Annotated in this window: 3 protein-coding genes and 1 pseudogene; all 4 read right to left on the bottom strand. The window is 76.1% G+C overall.

What is annotated here, in order from left to right:
* Positions 1-60: 60 nt before the first annotated feature.
* The gene (locus HCN08_RS13195) at positions 61-927 is read right to left on the bottom strand and encodes a hypothetical protein (protein WP_167983212.1); all 867 of its coding nucleotides are present in this window, start codon (positions 925-927) and stop codon (positions 61-63) included.
* Between the two features lie 169 nt (positions 928-1,096).
* Entirely contained in the window at positions 1,097-1,996 is a 900-nt protein-coding gene (locus tag HCN08_RS13190; RefSeq protein ID WP_167983211.1) for a proline iminopeptidase-family hydrolase, read from the bottom strand.
* A 144-nt stretch (positions 1,997-2,140) separates the two neighbouring features.
* Positions 2,141-10,624: pseudogene (locus HCN08_RS13185) on the bottom strand (SDR family NAD(P)-dependent oxidoreductase); the annotation flags it as partial.
* Between the two features lie 18 nt (positions 10,625-10,642).
* Positions 10,643-21,607: an SDR family NAD(P)-dependent oxidoreductase gene (locus HCN08_RS13180; protein WP_407648753.1), complete on the bottom strand. Its 10,965-nt coding sequence runs from the start codon at positions 21,605-21,607 to the stop codon at positions 10,643-10,645.

Genomic DNA, 21,607 nt, shown 5'->3' with positions numbered 1-21,607 from the left:
AGTCCTTAACGTTCCTGGCCGGGACGGCCTGGGGGTCCGTGCCCGGCGCGGGGCGGGCGGTCAGCCGCGCAGCAGTTCGTCGACGGTCCTGGCGGCGTCGGCGGAGCGCAGCAGTTCGGCGTGCGGGACGTCCAGCCGGTATTCGCGGGCGACCAGGTCGCTGTCCTGGCCGGGGTGGGCGCGGTGCGGGTTGAGGCCGCTGTTCGGGCCGGCCGAGCTGATCGCGGTGGCGCCCTTCCAGGCGGCGGACGGGTCGAGCTGGCCGGCGACCGAGAGGTAGGAGATGAAGGCCGCGAAGAGGTCCAGCACCTCGGCGGTGTGCTCGGCGTCCAGGCCCAGCCGGCCGAACGCCTCGACGGCCACCGGGTGGAACATGGCGTGCAGTTCCGCCGCGAAGGCGGTCACGTCGTCGGGGTCGGCCTTCGACAGCGCCTCGGCCTTGCGGCGTACGGCGTCGGCCTCGTCGTCGGTGAGGACGCCGGCGAGGTTGCCGACCATCTTCTCGAACTGCCAGTAGAGGGTGGTGACGGTGGCCGGCTCGGGGTCGAAGAGGATGAGCGCGGGCGCGCTGCCCTGCGCGGCGGTGACCTTGTCGGCGAGCGCGGCGGCGTAGACCGAGCCGACGCAGAAGCCGAGGATGCCGCGCACGACCAGCCCGGAGCCGGTCAGTTCGTCCGCCCAGCCGCCGACGTAGGTCTCGACGCCGGCGCCGGAGCCGGGCACGACGGGCGGCGGGACGGTCTGCCAGAAGGCGCGGCCGGGGGCCAGCAGCCCGGCGAGGTCGGTGAAGCCGGCTTCGGGGCGGCCGGTGACGGGGAAGTCGACGGCGACGACGACCTCACCGCTCACGCCGCCCTGGCCGCCCTCGGCGCCTTCGGCGGGGGTGACGACCTTCCACGAGTGCAGCGTGTCGTTGCGCGTGTCCATGCGAGCGAGTCTCCTGAAGAGTGCGCGGGGCCGGGTGCGCGCTCCGGTGGGAGGCGCGGCCCGGCGAGGATTTCGGCCCGGTGTGAGGGTTCCCGCCGACGCGGGAACGCTAGGGCGGCGCGGGCCGGGCCCGGAACCCCTAGCCGCCCCTACCGCTACCCCAGCGCCACTACCCCAGCTCCGCGAGGAACTTCCGCAGCACCGCGTCGAAGGCTTCGGGTGCCTCGACGTGCGGCATGTGGCTGGAGCCGGCGACGATCTCCCAGCGCGCGCCGGGGATGAGCTCGGCGTACGGGCGCACCGTCGCCGGGGTGGCCTCGTCGTGCTCGCCGCTGATCACCAGGGTGGGGGCGGTGATGCGGGGCAGCAGCGGCTCGACGGTGAAGTCCTTGAGCGTGCCGACGACATGGAATTCGTTGGGGCCGTTCATGGTGAAGTAGACCGTGGGGTCGTTGTAGATCTCCATCATGGTCGCGGCGACCTCGCGCGGCCACGGCTTGGTGCGGCACACGTGCCGGTCGTAGAAGGCCATGGCGGCCTCGAAGTACGCGGGGCTGTCGGTGGTGCCGCCCTCTTCGTGCCGCAGCAGCTCTGCCTGGGCCTGCGCCGGCAGGGCGGCGCGCAGGGCGGTCATCTCCTGCCGCCATGTGGGCATCGAGGCGGGCGAGTTGGCGATGACCAGGCCGCGCAGCCCGGCAGGGCGGCGGGCGGCGTGGGCGGCCGACAGCATGCCGCCCCAGGACTGGCCGAACAGCACGTAGCCGTCGGTGATGCCCAGGTGGGCGAGCAGGTTGTCGAGTTCGTCGAGGAAGAGGTCGACGGTCCAGAAGTCGGGCTTCTCGCCCGGCAGATGGCTGGAGCCGCCGTTGCCGAGCTGGTCGTAGTGCACCACCGGCTGCCCCTCGGCGGCGAGTTCGGCGAGCCGCAGCAGGTAGTCGTGGGTGCTGCCGGGGCCGCCGTGCACCGCGACGAGCGGCGGGCGTCCGCCGGCGAGGTCGCCGGTGACCCGGTACCAGGTCTTGTGGCCGCGGAAGGGCGCGGTGCCCTTCCGGGTCGGCTGGGGGATCATGGTGGTTCTCCGGGGTGTCGTGGCGGGCGGTTTGGGGCGGGTGGGGCGGCGGTACGGAGCCGGGCCCGGCGGTTGGCGGCCGGGCCCGGCGGTCTTCGGGGGGGCGGACCGGCGTCAGGCCAGTTCCGCGGCGAGGTGGCCGGCCACCTCGGCCGGGGTCGGGTGGTCGTAGACGACGTCCACGGCCAGCTCCACGCCGGTGAGTTCGCCGAGCCGGTTGCGCAGGTCCACCGCGGCCAGCGACGACATGCCCAGGTCGAAGAACTCGCTGCCGGCCTCGACGGCGCCGCTGCCGGTGTGGCCGAGGACGGTCGCGGTCTCGGCGACGACGACGGAGGTCAGCAGCTCCAGGCGCTCGTGCGGCGGCAGCGCCCGGAGCCGCTCGCGCAGCGCCGGGCCCTCGTCGGCGGCCGGGGCCGCCGGGGCGGCCTGCGTATTCGCGGTGGCCGCGGCCTGCTCGCGGGAGCGCCGCCGCCAGGCGGCCAGCAGCGGCAGCACGGCGGCGAGTTCGCCGCGGTCGCCGTCGGCCTGGAGCAGCTTGGCGAGCGCGGCCGGGTCGCCCGCCTCGACCGCGGTCCAGAAGCCCGCGTCGTCCGCGCCGCTCCCGGCGCCGGGGTAGGACGCGGCGGCGCCGCCCGCGGGGGTGGGCCAGTAGCGCTCGCGCTGGAAGGCGTACGGCGGCAGCGGCACCCGGCGGGCGCCGGTGCCGGCGAAGACGGCCGTCCAGTCCGGGTCGGCGCCGCACGCGTGCAGCTGGGCGAGCGCGCCGGCCACGCTCGCCGCCTCGGTCCTGTCGCGGCGCAGCACGGGCACGGCGGTGACGCGTTCTCCGGTGCCTGCGAGCGCGTCGCGGACCATGGCGGTGAGGACCCCGTCCGGGCCGAGCTCCACGAACGTACGGGCGCCCTCGGCGGCCAGCGCCGCCACCGCGTCGGCGAACCGCACGGTGTCGCGGACGTGCCGCACCCAGTGGCCGGGGGTGCGGATGTCGTCGCCGGCGACCGCGCCGGTCAGCGCGGAGACGACGGTCAGCCGCGGCGGCGCGTACGACAGTCCCTCGGCGACGGCCCGGAAGTCGTCGAGCATCGGGTCCATCAGCGGCGAGTGGAAGGCGTGGCTGACGGTCAACTGCCGGGTCCTGACGCCCTGTTCCGCGAGCCTCGCGGCGACGGCGTGCACCGCCTCGGCCGCCCCCGAAATGACCACGGACGCCGGCCCGTTGACGGCGGCGACATCGACGCCTTCCAGCCCGTCGAGCAGCGGCCGTACGGTCTGCTCGGCGGCCCGCACCGAGACCATGGCGCCGCCTTCGGGCAGCGCCTCCATCAGCCGGCCGCGGGCCTCGACGAGGGCGCACGCGTCGGGCAGCGACAGCACGCCGGCGACATGGGCGGCGGCGATCTCGCCGACGGAGTGGCCGGCGACGAGGTCGGGCCTGATGCCCCACGACTCCAGCAGCCGGAAGAGCGCCACCTCCAGGGCGAACAGCGCCCGTTGGGTGGTCCCGGTGCGGTCCAGGTCGCCCGCGCCGTCCAGGACGACCGCCGGGTCGAGGCCGAGCAGCCGGCAGCACTCGTCGAAGGACGCGGCGAACACAGGCTGGGCGGCGTGCAGTTCGCGGCCCATGCCGGCCCGCTGGCTGCCCTGGCCGGTGAAGAGGAAGGCGGTACGGCCCGGGTCCGCGGTGCCGCGCGGCGCCTCGGCGGGGCTGCCGCCGTCGGCGAGTTCGGCGAGGGTGCGCAGCATGGCGGCGTGGTCGGTGCCGACGACGGCGGCGCGGTGCTTGAAGCGGGCCCGGGTGACGGCGAGCGAGTAGCCGATGTCGCGCACGTCGGCGTCCTGGTCGGCGCCGACGTGCGCGAGCAGCGCGCGGGCCTGCCCGGCGAGCGCCGCCGGGGTGCGGGCGGACAGCAGCCACGGCACGGGGCCGGCCGCGGCGGGGCGCTCGGCGGCGGCGGGCTCCGGGGTGGGCGGGGCCTGCTCGATGATCGCGTGCGCGTTGGTGCCGCTGATGCCGAAGGACGACACGGCGGCGCGCCGCGGCCGTCCGGTCTCCGGCCACGGCTCTGCCTCGGTGAGCAGCCGCACCGCGCCCTCCGACCAGTCCACGTGCGGCGACGGCTCGTCGACGTGCAGGGTGCGCGGCGCGACGCCGTTGCGGATGGCCATGACCATCTTGATGACGCCGGCGACACCGGCCGCGCCCTGCGTGTGGCCGATGTTGGACTTGATCGACCCGAGCAGCAGCGGCCGGTCGGCGGGCCGGCCCTGGCCGTAGGTGGCGAGCAGTGCCTGCGCCTCGATGGGGTCGCCGAGGGTGGTGCCGGTGCCGTGGCCCTCGACGACGTCCACCTGGTCGGCGGTGAGCCGGGCCTGCGCGAGGGTGTGCCGGATGAGGCGCTGCTGGGCGGGGCCGTTGGGGGCGGTCAGGCCGTTGGACGCGCCGTCCTGGTTGACGCCGGTGCCGCGCACGACGGCGAGCACGTCGTGGCCGTTGCGCCGGGCGTCCGACAGCCGCTCCACGAGCAGCACCCCGACGCCCTCGCCCCAGCCGGTGCCGTCGGCGGCGCCCGCGAAGGACTTGCAGCGGCCGTTGTGGGACAGCCCGCCCTGCCGTCCGAAGTCGGCGAACGCGCCGGGCGTGGACAGCACGGTGACACCGCCGGCCAGCGCGAGCGAGCACTCGCCGCTGCGCAGCGCCTGCACCGCCAGGTGCAGGGCCACCAGCGAGGAGGAGCAGGCGGTGTCGACGGTGACGGCCGGGCCCTCGAAGCCGAAGGTGTAGGCGACCCGGCCGGACAGCACCCCGCCGGAGGTGCCGGTGCCGATGAACCCGGCGGCGTCGGCGGGCACATGGGCGAGCTGCGCGAGGTAGTCGTGGTACATCAGGCCGCCGAAGACGCCGGTGTCGCTGCCGCGCAGTGTCGTCGCGTCGATGCCGGCCCGCTCCACGGCCTCCCACGCGGCCTCCAGGAACAGCCGGTGCTGCGGGTCCATCGCGAGCGCCTCGCGCGGGCTGATGCCGAACAGGGCGGCGTCGAACTCGGCGGCGTCGTAGAGGAATCCGCCCTGCGGGGTGTAGCCGGCGGTGTCGGGCGCGGGCACCGCCCAGTTGCGGTCGGTCGGGAAGCCGGACATCGCGTCCACGCCGTCGGCCACCAGCTGCCACAGCGCGTCGGGCGAGTCGACGCCGCCGGGGAAGCGGCAGCTCATCCCGACGATGGCGATGGGCTCGTCGCTCCCGGCGGTGTGAACGGCCGCCGCGGGACGGGCGGTCGCGGTGCCGCCGGTGACGTGCTGGAGCAGGTGGTCGGCCAGGACGGTCGCGGTCGGGTAGTCGAAGACGAGGGTCGCGGGCAGCCTCAGGCCGGTGGCGCGGGAGAGGCGGTTGCGGAACTCGACGGCGGTCAGCGAGTCGAAGCCGATCTCGCGGAAGGGCCGCGCGGTGTCGACCGCGGACGGCCCGGCGTAGCCGAGGACCGCGGCGACCTGGGAGCGGATGACGTCCAGCACGATCCGCGGCCGGTCGCTCTCGGTGGCCGCGGCGAGGTCGTCCAGCAGGGTGTCGGCGGCGGCCGAAGCGGCCTCCACCGTACGGCGGTTGGGCATCCGCACCAGGGCGCGGAAGAGCGCGGGCAGTGCTCCGGTGGCCGCGGCGGCGGCCCGCAGCGCGGACAGGTCCAGCCCGGCCGGCACGAGCGCGGGCTGCCCGGAGGCGACGGACGCGTCGAGCAGCGCCAGCCCGTCCTCGTCGCTGAGCCCCACCAGCCCGGAGCGGGCCATACGTGCCAGGTCGGCGTCGTCCAGCCGCCCGGTCAGGCCGCTGAGCCGGGACCACATGCCCCACGCCAGCGCCACCGCTGGCCGCCCCTGCGTGGCGCGGCGGCGGGCGAGGGCGTCGACGAAGGCGTTGGCGGCGGCGTAGTTGGCCTGGCCGGCCGCGCCGACGGTGCCGGCGAGCGAGGAGAAGAGCACGAAGGCGGTCAGGTCGGCGTCGCGGGTCAGCTCGTCGAGGTGCACGGCCGCGTCCACCTTGGGGCGCAGCACGGGCTCCAGGCGCTCGGCGGTCAGCGAGCCGAGCACGCCGTCGGCGAGCGCGCCCGCGGCGTGCACGACGCCGCGCAGCGGCCGGTCGGCGGGGATCAGGGCGAGGGCGGCGGCGAGCTGGTCGCGGTCGGCGGCGTCGCAGGCCGCGAAGTCGACCGAGGCGCCCAACGCTATGAGTTCTTCGGCGAGTTCGGCGGCGCCGGGCGCTTCGGCGCCGCTGCGGCTGAGCAGCAGCAGGTGCCGTACGCCCCGGTCGGCGACGAGGTGGCGGGCCACGGTACGGCCCAGGGTGCCGGTCGCGCCGGTGACCAGGACGGTGCCGTCCGGGTCCCAGCTGCCGGTGTCCGCGGGGGTGTCGGGCAGCTCGGCGCGGACGAGCCGGGGGACGTACGCCGTGCCCTCGCGCAGGGCGAGTTGCGGCTCGTCGGTGGCGAGGGCGGTGCGCAGGGCGTCGAAGGAGCCCTGCGTGCCGTCGGTGTCGAGCAGGACGACGCGGCCGGGGTTCTCGGTCTGCGCCGAGCGCACCAGGCCCCACAGCGCGGCGCCGGGCAGGTCCTCGGGCGCGGCGCCGTCGCGGGCCGGGTCCTCGACCGCGCCGCGGGTGAGCAGGACGAGGCGGGAGTCGGCGAACGCCTCGTCGGCCAGCCACTCCTTGACCAGTTCCAGGGCCGCGGTGACCGACTCCCGTACCCGCTGGGGCAGTTCGCCCTCGGCGGGGGCGGGGCACGGCACAAGCACCGCGTCGGGGGCGGGGGTGCCCGCGGCGACGGACTCGCGCAGGGCGGCGAGGTCCGGGTGCGGCAGCATGCCGAGGGCGCCGCTGACGGCGAGGCCGGGGTCGCCGACGACGGCGGCCGAGACCGGGAGCGCGCCCTTGTCGGCGGGCAGCGGCTGCCAGTCGACGCGGAAGAGCGAGCGGCGGTGCGCGGCGGGGCCCGCGTCGTCGCCGGCCTCGGCGAGCGGCCGGACCACCAGCGACTCCACCGACGCCACGAGGGCGTTGCCGGCGTCGGCGACGGTCAGCGCGACCGCGTTGGGGCCGGCGGGCGCGAGCCGGACGCGCAGCGCGGTCGCGCCGGTGGCGTGGACGGCGACGTTGCGCCAGGCGAAGGGCAGCCAGGGGCCGGGCGCGTCGGTGTCGGTCTCGACGACGCCGAGCACCATGGGGTGCAGGGCGGCGTCCAGCAGCGCCGGGTGCAGTGCGAAGTTGCCCGCCTCGCCGGGCAGTTCGACCTCGGCGATGATGTCGTCGCCGAGCCGCCATGCCTTGCGCAGGCCGCGGAAGAGCGGACCGTAGCCGATCTCCATGGCGGCGAAGCCGTCGTAGACGCCGGCGGTGTCGAGGGCCTCGGCCTCGGCGGGCGGCCAGCTGTCGACGCCGAGCGTGGTGCTGCGGGCGCCGGTGGCGAGCACGCCGGTGGCGTGCCGCGTCCAGGGCTCGTCGTCGCCGGTCTGCGCGTGGATGCCGAACGGCCGGCGGCCGGCCTCGTCCGGGCCCTCGACGACGATCTGCAGCCGGATGCCGCCCTGCTCGGGGAAGACCAGCGGCGCCTGGAGCGTCAGCTCCTCGACGACGTCGCAGCCGACCTCGTCGCCGGCGCGTACCGCCAGGTCCACGAAGGCGGTGCCGGGCATCAGGGCGCGCCCGCCCACCCGGTGGTCGGCGAGCCAGGGCGCCGACTGGAGCGAGACCCGGCCGGTGAGCAGCACGCCGTCGCTGCCGGCCAGCGACGTGGCCGCGCCGAGCAGCGGGTGCCGGGTGGAGCGCAGGCCGAGCCCGGTGGCGTTGCCGGGCGCGCCACCCTTGGGCCAGTAGCGCTCGTGCTGGAAGGCGTACGTCGGCAGGTCCACGTGGGCGCCGCCGGGCAGCAGCGACGGCCAGTCGACGGCGACGCCGCGGACGTACGCCTCGGCGGCGGAGGTCAGGAACCGGTCCCAGCCGCCTTCGCCGCGGCGCAGCGTGCCGACGCCGACGATGTCGATGCCGGCGTCCTCGGCGGTCTCCTGCACGGCCATCGCGAGCACCGGGTGGGCGCTGCACTCGACGTACGTCCAGAACGCCTCGCCGAGCAGGGCCCGCACGGCGGGCTCGAAGCCGACGGTCTCCCGCAGGTTGGTGTACCAGTACGTGGCGTCGAGTTCGGTGCCGGTGACCCAGCCGCCGGTCACGGTGGAGTAGAAGGGGACTTCGGCGCGGCGCGGCTCGATCCCGGCCAGGAGCCGGGCCAAGTCCTCGCGGATGGTCTCGACTTGGGCGGAGTGCGAGGCGTAGTCCACGTCGATGCGGCGGGCCCGGACGTCGTCGGCCTCGCACGCGGCCAGCAGCTCCTCCAGCGCCCCGACCTCACCCGACACCACCGTCGAGGCGGTGCCGTTGACGGCGGCGACGGACAACTTCCCGTCCCACGCGGCGATCCGCTCCCGTACCAGCTCCTGGGGCTGCGCCACCGAGGCCATGCCGCCCAGGCCCGACAGGGCGATGATCGCCTTGCTGCGCAGGGCCACGACCTTCGCGGCGTCCCGCAGCGACAGCACACCCGAGACGGCCGCCGCCGCGATCTCGCCCTGGGAGTGCCCGAGTACGGCCTGCGGCTCGACCCCGACCGACCGCCACACCGCGGCCAGCGACACCATGACGGCCCACAGCACCGGCTGGATCACATCGACGCGCTTGAGCGCCGCCTCGTCCTCCAGCACCTCCAGCAGCGACCAGTCCGCGAACTCCGAGAGCACGGCGGCACATTCACGCATCCGCTCGGCGAAGACCGGCGAGGACTCCAGCAACCCCGCCGCCATCCCCAGCCACTGCGAACCCTGCCCGGGGAAGACGAACACGGTCTTGCCGACCGTCCCGGTGACGCCGCTGACGACCTGCGCGGCCGGCTCCCCGCCGGCCAGCGCCGCCAGCCCCGCGGTGAGCCGGTCGAACCCGCCGACCACCACGGCCCGGTGCTCCAGCGCGGCCCGCCCGCCGGCGAGCGACCACGCGGTGTCGACGAGCCGCCCGCCGTCGAAGGCGGCGGCGTCCGCGGCGCCGCCGGCGCCCGCGCCGCCCACCGCCGCGAGCAGGCGTTCCGCCTGGCCGCGCAGGGCGGGCTCGGAGCGTGCGGAGAGCACCCAGGGCACGACGCCGCCCGCCGGCGTCCCGGCGGCCGGGGCGGCGGACTCCTCGCCCTCGGCGGGCTCGGGCTCCGTCGCCTCCTCAAGGATGATGTGCGCGTTCGTGCCGCTGATGCCGAAGGAGGACACGCCGGCGCGGCGCGGGCGGCCCTCGGCGGCCTCCCATTCCCGTGCCTCGGTGAGCAGGGCGACCGCGCCGGTGTCCCACTCCACGTGCGGGGTCGGCTCGTCGATGTGCAGGGACTGCGGCAGCACGCCGTGGCGCATCGCCATGACCATCTTGATGACGCCGCCGACGCCCGCCGCGGCCTGCGCGTGGCCGATGTTGGACTTGAGCGAGCCGAGCCACAGCGGCCGTTCGGCCGGCCGCTCCTGCCCGTAGGTGGCGAGCAGCGCCTGCGCCTCGATCGGGTCGCCGAGCACCGTTCCGGTGCCGTGCGCCTCGACGGCGTCGATCTCGGCCGCCGGCACACGGGCGTTGGCGAGCGCCTGCCGGATCACCCGCTGCTGGGAAGGGCCGTTGGGGGCGGTCAGGCCGTTGGAGGCGCCGTCCTGGTTGATCGCCGAGCCGCGCACCACCGCGAGCACCCGGTGCCCGTTGCGCCGCGCGTCCGAGAGGCGTTCCACGACGAGCATGCCGACGCCCTCGGCGAAGCCGGTGCCGTCCGCGGCGCCGCCGAACGCCTTGCAGCGGCCGTCGGGCGCGAGCCCGCTCTGCTTGCTGAAGTCGACGAAGACGCCGGGCGTGGACATCACGGTGACGCCGCCGGCGAGCGCGAGCGTGCACTCGCCGGAGCGCAGCGCCTGCGCGGCCAGGTGCAGGGCGACCAGCGAGGAGGAGCACGCGGTGTCGACGGTGACGGCCGGGCCCTCCAGGCCGAGGACGTAGGAGACCCGGCCGGACACCACGGACGTGCCGATGCCGGTCATCATGTAGCCCTTGGCGAGCTCGGGCATGCGCTGCGCCACGGACACGTAGTCGGCGCTGGCCACCCCGAGGAAGACCCCGGTGCGGCTGCCGCGCAGCCGTGTCGCGTCGATGCCGGCGTGCTCGACGGCCTCCCAGGCCGCCTCCAGCGCGATGCGCTGCTGCGGGTCCATGACCAGCGCCTCGCGCGGCGAGATGCCGAAGAAGCCGGCGTCGAAGCGGGTCGCGCCGTGCAGGAAGCCGCCCTCGCGCAGCGCCTGCGCGCCGGCGCCGGCCGCGCCGGTGTCGGTCATGACCTGCCAGCCGCGGTCGTCGGGCGCGGGCCCGATGCCGTCGCCGCCGGTCGCGACGAGCCGCCACAGGTCGTCGGGCGAGCTGACGTCGCCGGGGTAGCGGCAGGCCATGCCGACGATGGCGATGGGCTCGCGCGCCCGGTCCTCGTTCTCCCGCAGCTGCCGCCGGGTGTCGTGCAGGTCCGCCGCGAGCCGCCGGAGGTAGTCGACCAACTCTTTCTCGTCAGCCACTGTGTACGCCTTTCCCCGCCGCGGTCCTCAAGAGATCCCCAGCTCGTTGGTGATGAAGTCGAGCACTTCGTCCTTGCTGGCCGCCGACAGCCGGGAGGTGACGTCGGTGCCGTCGTCGGCGCTCTTCCTGGTGTCCTTCCACGCCGCCAGCAGGCCCTGGAGCCGGGCGGCGATCGCGTCGTGCTGCCCGTCGTCCTCGACGGCCCCGGCGGTGCCGGTCAACGCGGCTTCCAGCCGGTCGAGTTCGGCGAGCAGCGCGCTCGCCGGGTCGGCGGCCTCGGGGGCGAGGTCGTCGCGCAGCCGGGCGGCGAGCGCCTTGGGCGTCGGGTAGTCGAAGACGAGCGTGACCGGCAGCCGCAGGCCCGTCGCGGCGTTCATGCGGTTGCGGAACTCGACCGCGGTCAGCGAGTCGAAGCCCAGCTCCTTGAACGCCCGGGAGGCTTCGACGGATTCGGCGGCTGCGTGCCCGAGCACCGCCGCGACCTGCGCGCGGACGAAGTCGGTGAGCGCGGTGTCGACGTCGGCGGGCGAGAGCCCGGCGAGCCGCTGCTGGAGGGAGTCGGCGGAGACCGCCGCGGCCTCCAGCGCCCGCCGGACCGGCGCCCTGACCAGCCCGCGCAGCAGCGGCGGGAGCAGGCCCGCCTCGGCGGCGTCGCGCAGCGCCGGCATCCGCAGCTTGACCGGGACGAGCAGGTCGTCGTCGAGGCCGCGGGCGATGTCGTAGAGCTGCGTGCCCTGCTCGGAGCCGAGCGCCCCGACGCCGGAGCGGGCGATACGGGCCCGGTCGGCGTCGTCGAGGTGCCCGGTCATGCCGCTGGCCTGCGCCCACAGGCCCCACGCGAGGGACTGCGCGGGCAGGCCCTGGGCGCGGCGGTGCCGGGCGAGGGCGTCGAGGAAGGTGTTCGCGGCGGCGTAGTTGCTCTGCCCGGGGCCGCCGAAGACGCCGGCGGCGGCGGAGAAGAGGGTGAATTCGGCGAGCCCGGCGTCGCGGGTCAGCTCGTGCAGGTGCCAGGCGGCGTCCACCTTGGGCCGCAGCGCCGTGTCGAGGCGTTCCGGGGTGACGGTGTCGAGCAGGCCGTCGGCGAGGGCGCCCGCGGTGTGCACCACGGCGGTGAGCGGGTGCGCGGCCGGTACGGAGGCGAGCAGCGCGGCGAGCGCGTCCCGGTCGGCGGTGTCGCACGCGGCGACGGTCACCTGCGCGCCCAGCTCCTGGAGTTCGGCGACGAGTTCGGCCGCGCCGGGGGCGTCCTGGCCGCTGCGGCTGGTGAGCAGCAGGTGCCGGGCGCCGCGGTCGGCGACCAGGTGCCGGGCGAACAGCGCGCCGAGCGTGCCGGTGCCGCCGGTGATGAGCACGGTGCCGTCGGGGTCGGGCTCGGCGGGCATGGTCAGCACGATCTTGCCGGTGTGCTGGGCCTGCGCCATGTAGCGGAAGGCGTCGGGCGCCCGCCGTACGTCCCAGGTCGTGGTGGGCAGCGGTGCCAGCTCGCCGCGCTCGACGAGGTCGAGGACGTCGGTGAGGATCTGCCCGGTCGCGACCGGCCCGGCCTCGCTGAGGTCGAACGTCCAGTACTGGACGCCGGGGTACCAGCCGGCGACGTCGTCGGCCTGCCGGATGTCGACCCGGCCGAGTTCGATGAACCGGCCGCCGTTGGGCAGCAGTCGCAGCGAGGCGTCGACGAACTCGCCGGTGAGCGAGTCGAGTACGACGTCCACGCCGTCGCCGCCGGTGACGTCGAGGAACTTCTGCTCGAAGTCCAGGGTGCGGGAGTTGGCGATGTGGTCGTCGTCCAGGCCGAGTTGGCGCAGGGTGTCCCACTTGCCGGGGCTTGCGGTCGCGAAGACCTCGGCGCCGACCTGCCGGGCGACCTGGATGGCCGCCATGCCGACGCCGCCGGCGCCGGCGTGGATGAGGACCCGCTCGCCCTCCTCCAGTCCTGCGAGGTCCACCAGGGACTGGAAGGCGGTGGCGAAGGCGATCGGCGCTGCGGCGGCCTGCGTGAAGGTCCAGTCGTCCGGCATCCGCACGAGCATCCGCTGGTCGGCGACGGCGACCGGGCCGAACGCGCCGGGGAAGATGCCCATGACGCGGTCGCCGGGCGCGAACCGGGTGACGCCGGGGCCGACTTCGGTGACGACGCCCGCGCCTTCGCCGCCGAGCACGCCCGCGCCGAGGTACATGTTCAGCGCGATCAGCACGTCGCGGAAGTTGAGGCCCGCGGCGCGCATCGCGATCCGTACGCCGTGCTCGGGCAGTTCCTTCGAGGCGGTCTCGAAGGGCACCAGGGCGAGGGAGGCGAGCGAGCCGGGCTCGGTGGCGTCCAGCCGCCAGTGGCCGGGGCCGGCCGGCGGGCGCAGGGCGAGGTCGCCGGTGCCGGAGCGGGCCAGCCGGGGGGCGTACAGGGTGCCCTTGCGCACGGCGAGTTGCGGCTCCTCGCAGGTGAGGGCCGCGGGCAGGGCGGCGAGCGACTCGGGGCTGCCGTCGAGGTCCAGCAGCGCGAGGCGGCCGGGGTTCTCGGACTGCGCCGAGCGCAGCAGTCCCCACAGCGGGGCGGCGGCCAGCTCGGGGACGTCGGTGTCGGTGTCGGTCGCGACGGCGCCCCGGGTGACGACGACCAGGCGCACGGCGGTGAGCCGGTCGTCGGCCAGCCACTCCTTGAGCAGGTCCAGCGTGCGGGCCGCGGTGGTGCGCACCCGGCCGGGCAGGTCGCCGTCCGCGGCGGGCGCCCAGCCGGCCACGACGGTGCCGGGCAGCGGTCCGGAGGTCAGCGCGGCGAGGTCGGCGGCTGCGGTGGCCGTACCGGCGCCGAGCGCGGCGGCCAGGCCGAAGTCGTCGGGCCCGAGCACCGCGACCGCGCCGGAGGGTGCCTCGCCGGCGGCCGGCACGGCGCTCCAGGCGACCCGGAAGAGGGCGTCGCGGTCGGCCCCGGCGGACGCGGTGAGCGCGCCCGCGGCCAGCGCCCGCAGCGTCAGCGACTCGGCGGCGGCCACCACCTCCCCTGCGGGGTCGGCGACCGTGACCCGTACGGCGTTGGGTCCTGCGGGGGCGAGCCGGACCCGCAGCGCGGTCGCGCCGGAGGCGTGCAGGGCCAGGCCCGTCCAGGCGAAGGGCAGCCACGGGCCGTCCTGGCCGCCGGCGCGCTCCACGAACGCGCCGAGGCCGATGGCGTGCAGGGCGCTGTCCAGCAGCGCCGGGTGCAGGCCGTAGCCGCCCGCCTCGCCGCCGGGCAGCTCGACCTCGGCCAGCACCTCGTCGCCGTGCCGCCAGGCGCGCTTGAGGCCGCGGAAGAGCGGGCCGTAGTGCATGCCGAGGGCGGCCATGCCGTCGTAGAGCCCGGCGAGGTCGATCGCGGCGGCCCCGGCGGGCGGCCAGGCGGCCAGGCCCAGCGAGGCGTCGGGCAGCGCGCCCTCGGCAAGCAGGCCGGCCGCGTGCCGGGTCCACGGCTCGTCGGGGGCGGCGTCCTCGGCGCGCGAGTAGATCTCGACGGCCCGCCGCCCGGCCTCGTCGGGCGCGCCGACGGTGACCTGGACGCGTACGCCGCCGCGCTCGGGCAGCACGAGCGGCATCTCCAGGGTCAGCTCCTCCACGCGGGAGCAGCCGACCTCGTCGGCGGCGCGTACGGCCATCTCGGCGAAGGCGGTGCCGGGCAGCAGGATGCGGCCGGAGATGACGTGGTCGGCGAGCCAGCCGTGGCTCTGCGCGGACAGCCGCCCGGTCAGGACGGTGCGCTCGTCGCCGGCGATCCCGGTCGAGGCCGCGAGCAGCGGGTGCGCGGCGGCGACCAGGCCGAGCCCGGAGGCGTCGCCGGGCGCGCTCACCGCCTTGGGCCAGAAGCGCTGCCGCTGGAAGGCGTACGACGGCAGGGCGACGCGCCGGGCGCCGGGACCGTACAGCGCGGCCCAGTCGACCGCTCCCCCGGCGGCGTGGAATTCGCCGAGCGAGAGCAGGAACCGGTCCCAGCCGCCTTCGCCGCGGCGCAGGGTGCCGACGGCGGTGGCCGCGGTGTCGGCGTCCTCGGCGGTCTCCTGGACGGCCATGGCGAGCACGGGGTGGGCGCTGGACTCGACGAAGGAGGTGAAGCCCTCGGCCAGCAGCGTGCGGACGGCGGGCTCGAAGCCGACGGTCTCGCGCAGGTTGGTGTACCAGTACGTGGCGTCGAGTTCGGTGCCGGTGGCCCAGCCGCCGGTGACGGTGGAGTAGAACGGGACCTCGGCGCGGTGCGGCTCGATGCCGTCCAGCAGCTTCGCCAACTCGTCGCGGATGATCTCCACTTGGGCGGAGTGCGAGGCGTAGTCCACATCGATACGGCGGGCCCGCACCTCGTCGGCCTCGCACGCCGCCAGCAGCTCCTCCAGCGCCCCGACCTCGCCGGAGACGACGGTGGAGCCGCTGCCGTTGACGGCGGCGACGGACAACTTGCCGTCCCAGGGCGCCAGCAGGGTGGTGACCTCGGCGGCGGGGCGGGCGATCGAGGCCATGCCGCCGAGACCGGACAGCGCGATGATGGCCTGCGACCGCAGCGCCACGACCTTCGCGGCGTCCCGCAGCGACAGCACACCCGACACGGCCGCCGCCGCGATCTCGCCCTGGGAGTGCCCGAGTACGGCGTCCGGCTCGACACCGACCGACCGCCACACGGCGGCCAGCGACACCATGACGGCCCACAGGACCGGCTGGATCACATCGACGCGCTTGAGCGCCGCCTCGTCCTCCAGCACCTCCAGCAGCGACCAGTCCGCGAACTCCGAGAGGGCAGCGGCACATTCACGCATCCGCTCGGCGAAGACCGGCGAGGACTCCAGCAACCCCGCCGCCATGCCGACCCACTGCGAACCCTGACCCGGGAAGACGAAGACGGTCCTGCCCGGGCCCGCGGCCACTGCGGTGACGACGTTCGCCGCCGGGGTGTCCTCGGCCAACGCGGCGAGCGCCGTGAGGAGTTGGGCGCGGTCGCCGACGAGGACGGCGCGGTGGTCCAGTGCGGCACGACCGGTGGCGAGCGACCAGCCGACGTCTCCCGCGTCCGCCTCGGTGTCCTCGACCGCGGCGAGCAGGGCCGCGGCCTGGCCGCGCAGCGCGGCGGCGGACTTGGCGCTGAGCACCCACGGGACGACGCCGCCCGGTGCGGAGCCGGACGCGGAATCGGCCCGGGTCCCGGCGGCGAGGGGCGCCGGGGCCTCCTCCAGGACGACATGCGCGTTCGTGCCGCTGAAGCCGAAGGACGACACCCCGGCGCGGCGCGGCAGGCCCTCGGGGGCGTCCCACTCCCGGGTCTCGGTGAGCAGTTCGACGGCGCCCGCGGACCAGTCGACGTGCGGGGTCGGCTCGGCCACGTGCAGCGTCTTGGGCAGGGTGCGGTGCTGGAGGGCCAGCACCATCTTCATCACGCCCGCGACGCCCGCGGCGGCCTGCGTGTGCCCGATGTTGGACTTCACCGAGCCGAGCAGCAGCGGCCGTTCGGCGGTGCGCTCGCGCCCGTAGGTGGCGAGCAGCGCCTGCGCCTCGATCGGGTCGCCGAGGCTCGTGCCGGTGCCGTGCGCCTCGACGACGTCCACCTCGGCGGCGCGTACACCGGAGTTGGCGAGCGCCTGCCGGATGACGCGTTGCTGGGAGGGCCCGTTGGGGGCGGTGAGGCCGTTGGAGGCGCCGTCCTGGTTGATGGCGGAGCCGCGCACGACGGCGAGCACCGGGTGGCCGTTGGCCTGCGCGTCGGACAGCCGCTCGACGAGCAGCATGCCGACGCCCTCGCCCCAGTTGGTGCCGTCGGCGTCGGCGGAGAACGCCTTGCAGCGGCCGTCCACGGCGAGGCCGCGCAGCCGGGAGAACTCCACGAAGGTCTGCGGGGTGGACATCGCGGTGACGCCGCCGGCGAGCGCGAGGGTGCACTCGCCCTGCCGCAGCGACTGCACGGCCTGGTGCAGCGAGACCAGCGAGGCCGAGCACGCGGTGTCGACGGTGACGGCCGGGCCCTCCAGGCCGAGGACGTACGCGACGCGCCCCGAGGCGACGCTGAAGGCGTTGCCGGTGCCGAGCCAGCCCTCGACGCCCTCGGAGCCCTCGCGGAAGAGCAGGGTGTAGTCGTTGCCGTTCATGCCGACGAAGACGCCGGTGCGGCTGCCGCGCAGGGTGTCGGGGGCGATGCCGGAGTTCTCGACGGCCTCCCAGCAGGTCTCCAGCACCAGCCGCTGCTGCGGGTCCATGACGAGGGCCTCGCGGGGGCTGATGCCGAAGAAGTCGGCGTCGAAGTCGGCGACGGCGTCGAGGAATCCGCCCTCGCGCACATAGCTGGTGCCGGCCCGGTCGGGGTCGTCGTCGAAGAGGGTGTCGAGGTCCCAGTCGCGGTCGGTGGGCATCGGGCCGATGGCCTCGGCGCCGTCGGCGAGCAGCCGCCACAGCTGCTCGGGGGTGCTGACCCCGCCGGGGAAGCGGCAGGCCATGCCGACGATCGCGATCGGCTCGTCGGCGGCGACGGCCGCGAACTCGGCGGTGCCGCCGGCCCCTTCGCCCTCGGTGAGTTCGGCGCGCAGGTGGTCGGCGAGGGCCTGCGGGGTGGGGTAGTCGAAGACGAGGGTGGCGGGCAGCCGCATGCCGGTGGTCTCGTCGAGGCGGTTGCGGAACTCGACGGCGGTCAGCGAGGTGAAGCCGAGGTCGGTGAAGGCGCGGGTGGGCAGGACGGCGTCGGGTGAGGCGTAGCCGAGGACGCCGGCGATCTCGGCGCGTACCGACTCCAGCAGGAGGCGGGTCTGCTCGGCCTGCGACAGCCCGGCGAGCCGGCGGCGCAGCGCGCCCGCTGCGGCCGAGTCGTGCCGCGAGGCGGCGGAGGTGGCCGCCAACGCGCCTGCCGCCTCGGGCAGTTCGTCGAAGAGGTGGGTGGTGCGGGCGGCGGCGAAGACCGGGGCGAAGCGCGTCCAGTCGATGTCCGCGACGGTGACGGCGGCCTCGCCGCGGGCCAGCGCGCGGCCGAGCTCGGCCAGTGCGATGGCGGGCGGCATGGGGGTGACGCCGAAGCCGTCCAGCTTGACGGCGACGGTCTCGTCGTCGGCCATGCCGCGCTCGGCCCAGGGGCCCCACGCGACGGAGGTGGCGGGCAGCCCGGCGGCGGCGCGCTGCTCGGCGAGGGCGTCCAAGTGGGCGTTGGCGGCGGCGTAGTTGGCCTGCCCGGGGTTGCCGAGGCTGCCGCTGACGGAGGAGAAGAGCACGAACGCGTCGAGGTCCAGGCCGCGGGTGAGCCGGTCGAGGTGCGCGGCGGCGTCGGCCTTCGCCCGCAGGACGGCGGTGAAGCGCTCGGGGGTCAGGTCGGCAAGGGCCGCGTCGTTCAGGACGCCGGCGGCGTGGAAGACGCTCCGGAGCGGGCGGTCCGCGGGGAGGCCGGCGAGCAGGGCGGCGAGCGCGTCGCCGTCCGCCGCGTCGCACGCGGCGATCGTGACGGTGGCGCCGAGCGCTTCCAGTTCGGCGCGCAACTCGGCGGCGCCCGGGGCCTGTTCGCCGCGACGGCTGGTGAGGAGGAGGTGGCCGGCGCCGCGGGCGGCGAGCCAGCGGGCGACGTGGCCGCCGAGGGCGCCGGTGCCGCCGGTGATCAGTGCGGTGCCGGTGGTGGACCACGGCTCGGGATCGGCGGCGGGGAGGCGGACGAGCCGGCGGCCGTAGGCACCGGAGGCGCGTACGGCGGCCTCGGTCTCGGCGGCGCCGGGCCGGGCGCCGGCCGCGAGCAGCCCGGTGAGGCGGGCGACGACGGCCGCGTCGGGCTCGGCGGGCACGTCGACGATGCCGCCCCACCGGCGGGCCTCCTCCAGCGCCGCGACCCGCCCCAGGCCCCAGATCCGGGCCTGCGCGGGTGCCGTGACGCGCTCGGACCCGGCGACGGCGACGGCGCCGCTGGTGAGCAGCCACAGCGGCGCGTCCACCCCGGCGTCGCCGAGCGCCTGCACGAGGGTGAGGGAGGTGCCGAGCCCGGCGGTGCCGGCCTGGCTCGCGCCGTCCGTGCGCTCGTCCATGCCGGTGAGCGCGAGGACGCCGGCGAGGCGGGGCTCCGCGGCCTCGGCCAGCGCGGTGCGGACGGCCTCGGCGGCGGTGGCGCGGTCGGTGCCGGGGGCGAGCGTGAGGTGCGGGCCGTAGCCGGCGAGGGCGTCGGCCCAGGCGCGGCCGGCCGGGTCGCCGGAGGTCACGACGAGCCAGCTGCCGGGCGCGCTGGTGGCCGGGTCGACGGCCAGCGGGCGCCACACACTGCGGTAGGCGAGCCCGCCGGGCCGCGCGGCCGTCACGGCGGTGGCGCCGTCGGGCTTCCAGGGGCTGTCGATCCAGTAGCGCTGCCGCTGGAAGGCGTACGTGGGCAGGTCCGCGCGCGGGCCCGCCGGCAGGTACGCGGCCCAGTCGACGGGCACGCCCGCCACATGCAGCCGGGTCAGGGCGTCGGCGACGGACTGCCGCTCGCCGCGGTCGCGGCGCAGCACGGGCACCAGCAGGGCGGGGGCGTCGGCGAGGCAGTCCCGGGCCATGGCCGACAGGACGCCGTCCGGGCCGAGTTCGACGTAGGTACGGGCGCCGCGCTCCTCCAGGGCGCGGATGTCGTCGGCGAAGCGCACGGCCTCGCGGACGTGCCGTACCCAGTAGTCGGGTGTGGCCACTTCGGCGCGGACCATGCCGGTGACGGGCTCGGCGAACGTCAGTCCCTCGACGACGGCGCGGAATGCGTCGAGCATCGGGTCCATCAGCGGCGAGTGGAAGGCGTGGCTGACGGTGAGCCGCTTGGTCTTCACGCCCTGCGCGGCCAACTCCTCCGCGACGGCGAGGACTTCGGCCTCGTCACCGGAGACCACCACGGCCGCCGGGCCGTTGACGGCGGCGATGCCGGTCCCGGCGCGGCCTTCGAGCAGCGGCAGGACCACGTCCTCCCCCGCCGCGACGGACACCATGGCGCCGCCGGACGGCAGTTGCTGCATCAGCCGCGCCCTGGCCCCGACCAGCGTGCAGGCGTCCGCGAGCGACAGGACGCCGGCGACCTGCGCGGCGGCGATCTCGCCGACCGAGTGCCCGGCGACGAGGTCGGGCTTGACGCCCCACGAGGCCAGCAGCCGGAAGAGCGCGATCTCCAGGGCGAACAGCGCGCGTTGGGCGTTGCCCGTCTGGTCCAGGTCCCCGCCCGTGCCCTCCAGGGTGAGCGCCGGGTCGAGGCCGAGCAGTCCGCACACCTCGTCGAAGGCGGCGGCGAACACGGGGTGGGCGGCGTGCAGTTCGCGGCCCATGCCGACGCGCTGCGAGCCCTGCCCGGTGAAGAGGAAGGCGGTCTTGCCGGCCGAGCCGGTGACGCCCTCGACGGTGCCGGGCGCGCTCTCGCCGCGGGTCAGCGCGGCGAGTCCGGCGAGGAGTCCGGCCCGGTCGGTGCCGGTGACGGCGGCCCGGTGCTCCCATCCGGTGCGGGTGGTGGCGAGCGCGCGGGCGACGTCCGCGGCCGGGGCGTCCGGGGTGTCGCGCAGGTGGGTGAGCAGCCGGGCGGCCTGGGCGCGCAGCGCCTCGGGGGTGCGGCCGGACACCAGCCACGGCAGCACGCCGCCGGCTTCTTCCGATCCCTCCGAAGCGGCGGGCTGCTCCTGCGGCTCGGGCTGCTCGATGATGACGTGCGCGTTGGTGCCGCTGAAGCCGAAGGACGACACGGCGGCCCGGCGGGCGCGCCCCGTCTCGGGCCAGTCGGCCGGCTCGGTGAGCAGCCGCACCGCACCGGCCGACCAGTCCACGTGCGGCGTCGGCTCGTCGACGTGCAGGGTGCGCGGGACGAGCCCGTGGCGTATCGCCATGACCATCTTGATGACGCCCGCGACGCCCGAAGCGGCCTGCGTGTGGCCGATGTTGGACTTGACCGAGCCGAGCAGCAGCGGCCGGTCGGCCGGGCGGTCCTGGCCGTAGGTGGCGAGCAGCGCCTGCGCCTCGATGGGGTCGCCGAGCGCGGTGCCGGTGCCGTGCGCCTCGACCACGTCGACCTGGTCGACGGCGAGTCCGGCGTCGACCAGCGCCTGCCGGATGACGCGCTGCTGAGCGGGGCCGTTGGGCGCGGTCAGGCCGTTGGACGCGCCGTCCTGGTTGACCGCCGAGCCGCGCACGACCGCGAGCACCGGGTGGCCGTTGCGGCGGGCGTCCGACAGCCGCTCCAGCAGCAGTACGCCCGCGCCCTCCGCCCAGCCGGTGCCGTCGGCGGCGCCCGCGAAGGACTTGCAGCGCCCGTCGCGGGCGAGCGCGCCCTGCCGGGTGAACTCGATGAAGGTGCCGGGCGTCGCCATCACGGTGACGCCGCCGGCCAGCGCCATCGTGCACTCGCCCTTGCGCAGCGACTGCACGGCCAGGTGCAGCGCGACCAGCGACGACGAGCACGCGGTGTCCACCGTGACCGCCGGGCCCTCCAGGCCCAGGGTGTAGGCGGTGCGGCCGGAGACGAGGCTGCCGGAGGAGGCGTTGGCGTAGTAGTCGTGGTACATCAGGCCGGAGAAGACCCCGGTCTGGGTGCCGGCGAGGCCGGCCGGGTCGATGCCGGCGCGCTCGAACGCCTCCCACGCGACCTCCAGCAGCAGCCGCTGCTGCGGGTCCACGGTGGGTGCCTCGCGCGGGCTGATCCCGAAGAAGGTCGGGTCGAAGTCGCCCGCGTCGTAGAGGAATCCGCCCTCGCGGGCCGCCGAGGAGCCCTCGCGCAGGCCCTCGGGGTCGTAGAGGTCCTCGACGTCCCAGCCGCGGTCGGCGGGGAAGTCGCCGATGCCGTCGCCGCCCGCGCCGACCAGCCGCCACAGGTCCTCCGGGCTGCGCACGCCGCCGGGGTAGCGGCAGGCCATGGCGACGACGGCGACGGGCTCGCGGGTGCGCTGCTCGGCCTCGCGCAGCCGCTCCCGCGTCTGGTGCAGGTCGGTGGTGACGCGCTTGAGGTATCCCCGCAGTTTTTCCTCGTTGGTCATCACGGTCGTCGTCCTCGCACCTTCTGTGTCTGTGTCGCCTGCTGCTGTTCGGCCGGCCAT

This window comes from Actinacidiphila epipremni (assembly GCF_012034175.1).
Classification (GTDB): domain Bacteria; phylum Actinomycetota; class Actinomycetes; order Streptomycetales; family Streptomycetaceae; genus Actinacidiphila; species Actinacidiphila epipremni.
Note: the sequence above shows the minus strand (reverse complement) of the source record. Positions and strands in the feature narration are given on the sequence as shown.

Excerpts from the sequence above, each read along its gene's own strand:
- HCN08_RS13195 (WP_167983212.1), bottom strand. The coding sequence starts at position 927 with ATGGACACGCGCAACGACACGCTGCACTCGTGGAAGGTCGTCACCCCC.
- HCN08_RS13180 (WP_407648753.1), bottom strand. The coding sequence starts at position 21,607 with ATGGCCGGCCGAACAGCAGCAGGCGACACAGACACAGAAGGTGCGAGG.
- HCN08_RS13190 (WP_167983211.1), bottom strand. The coding sequence starts at position 1,996 with ATGATCCCCCAGCCGACCCGGAAGGGCACCGCGCCCTTCCGCGGCCAC.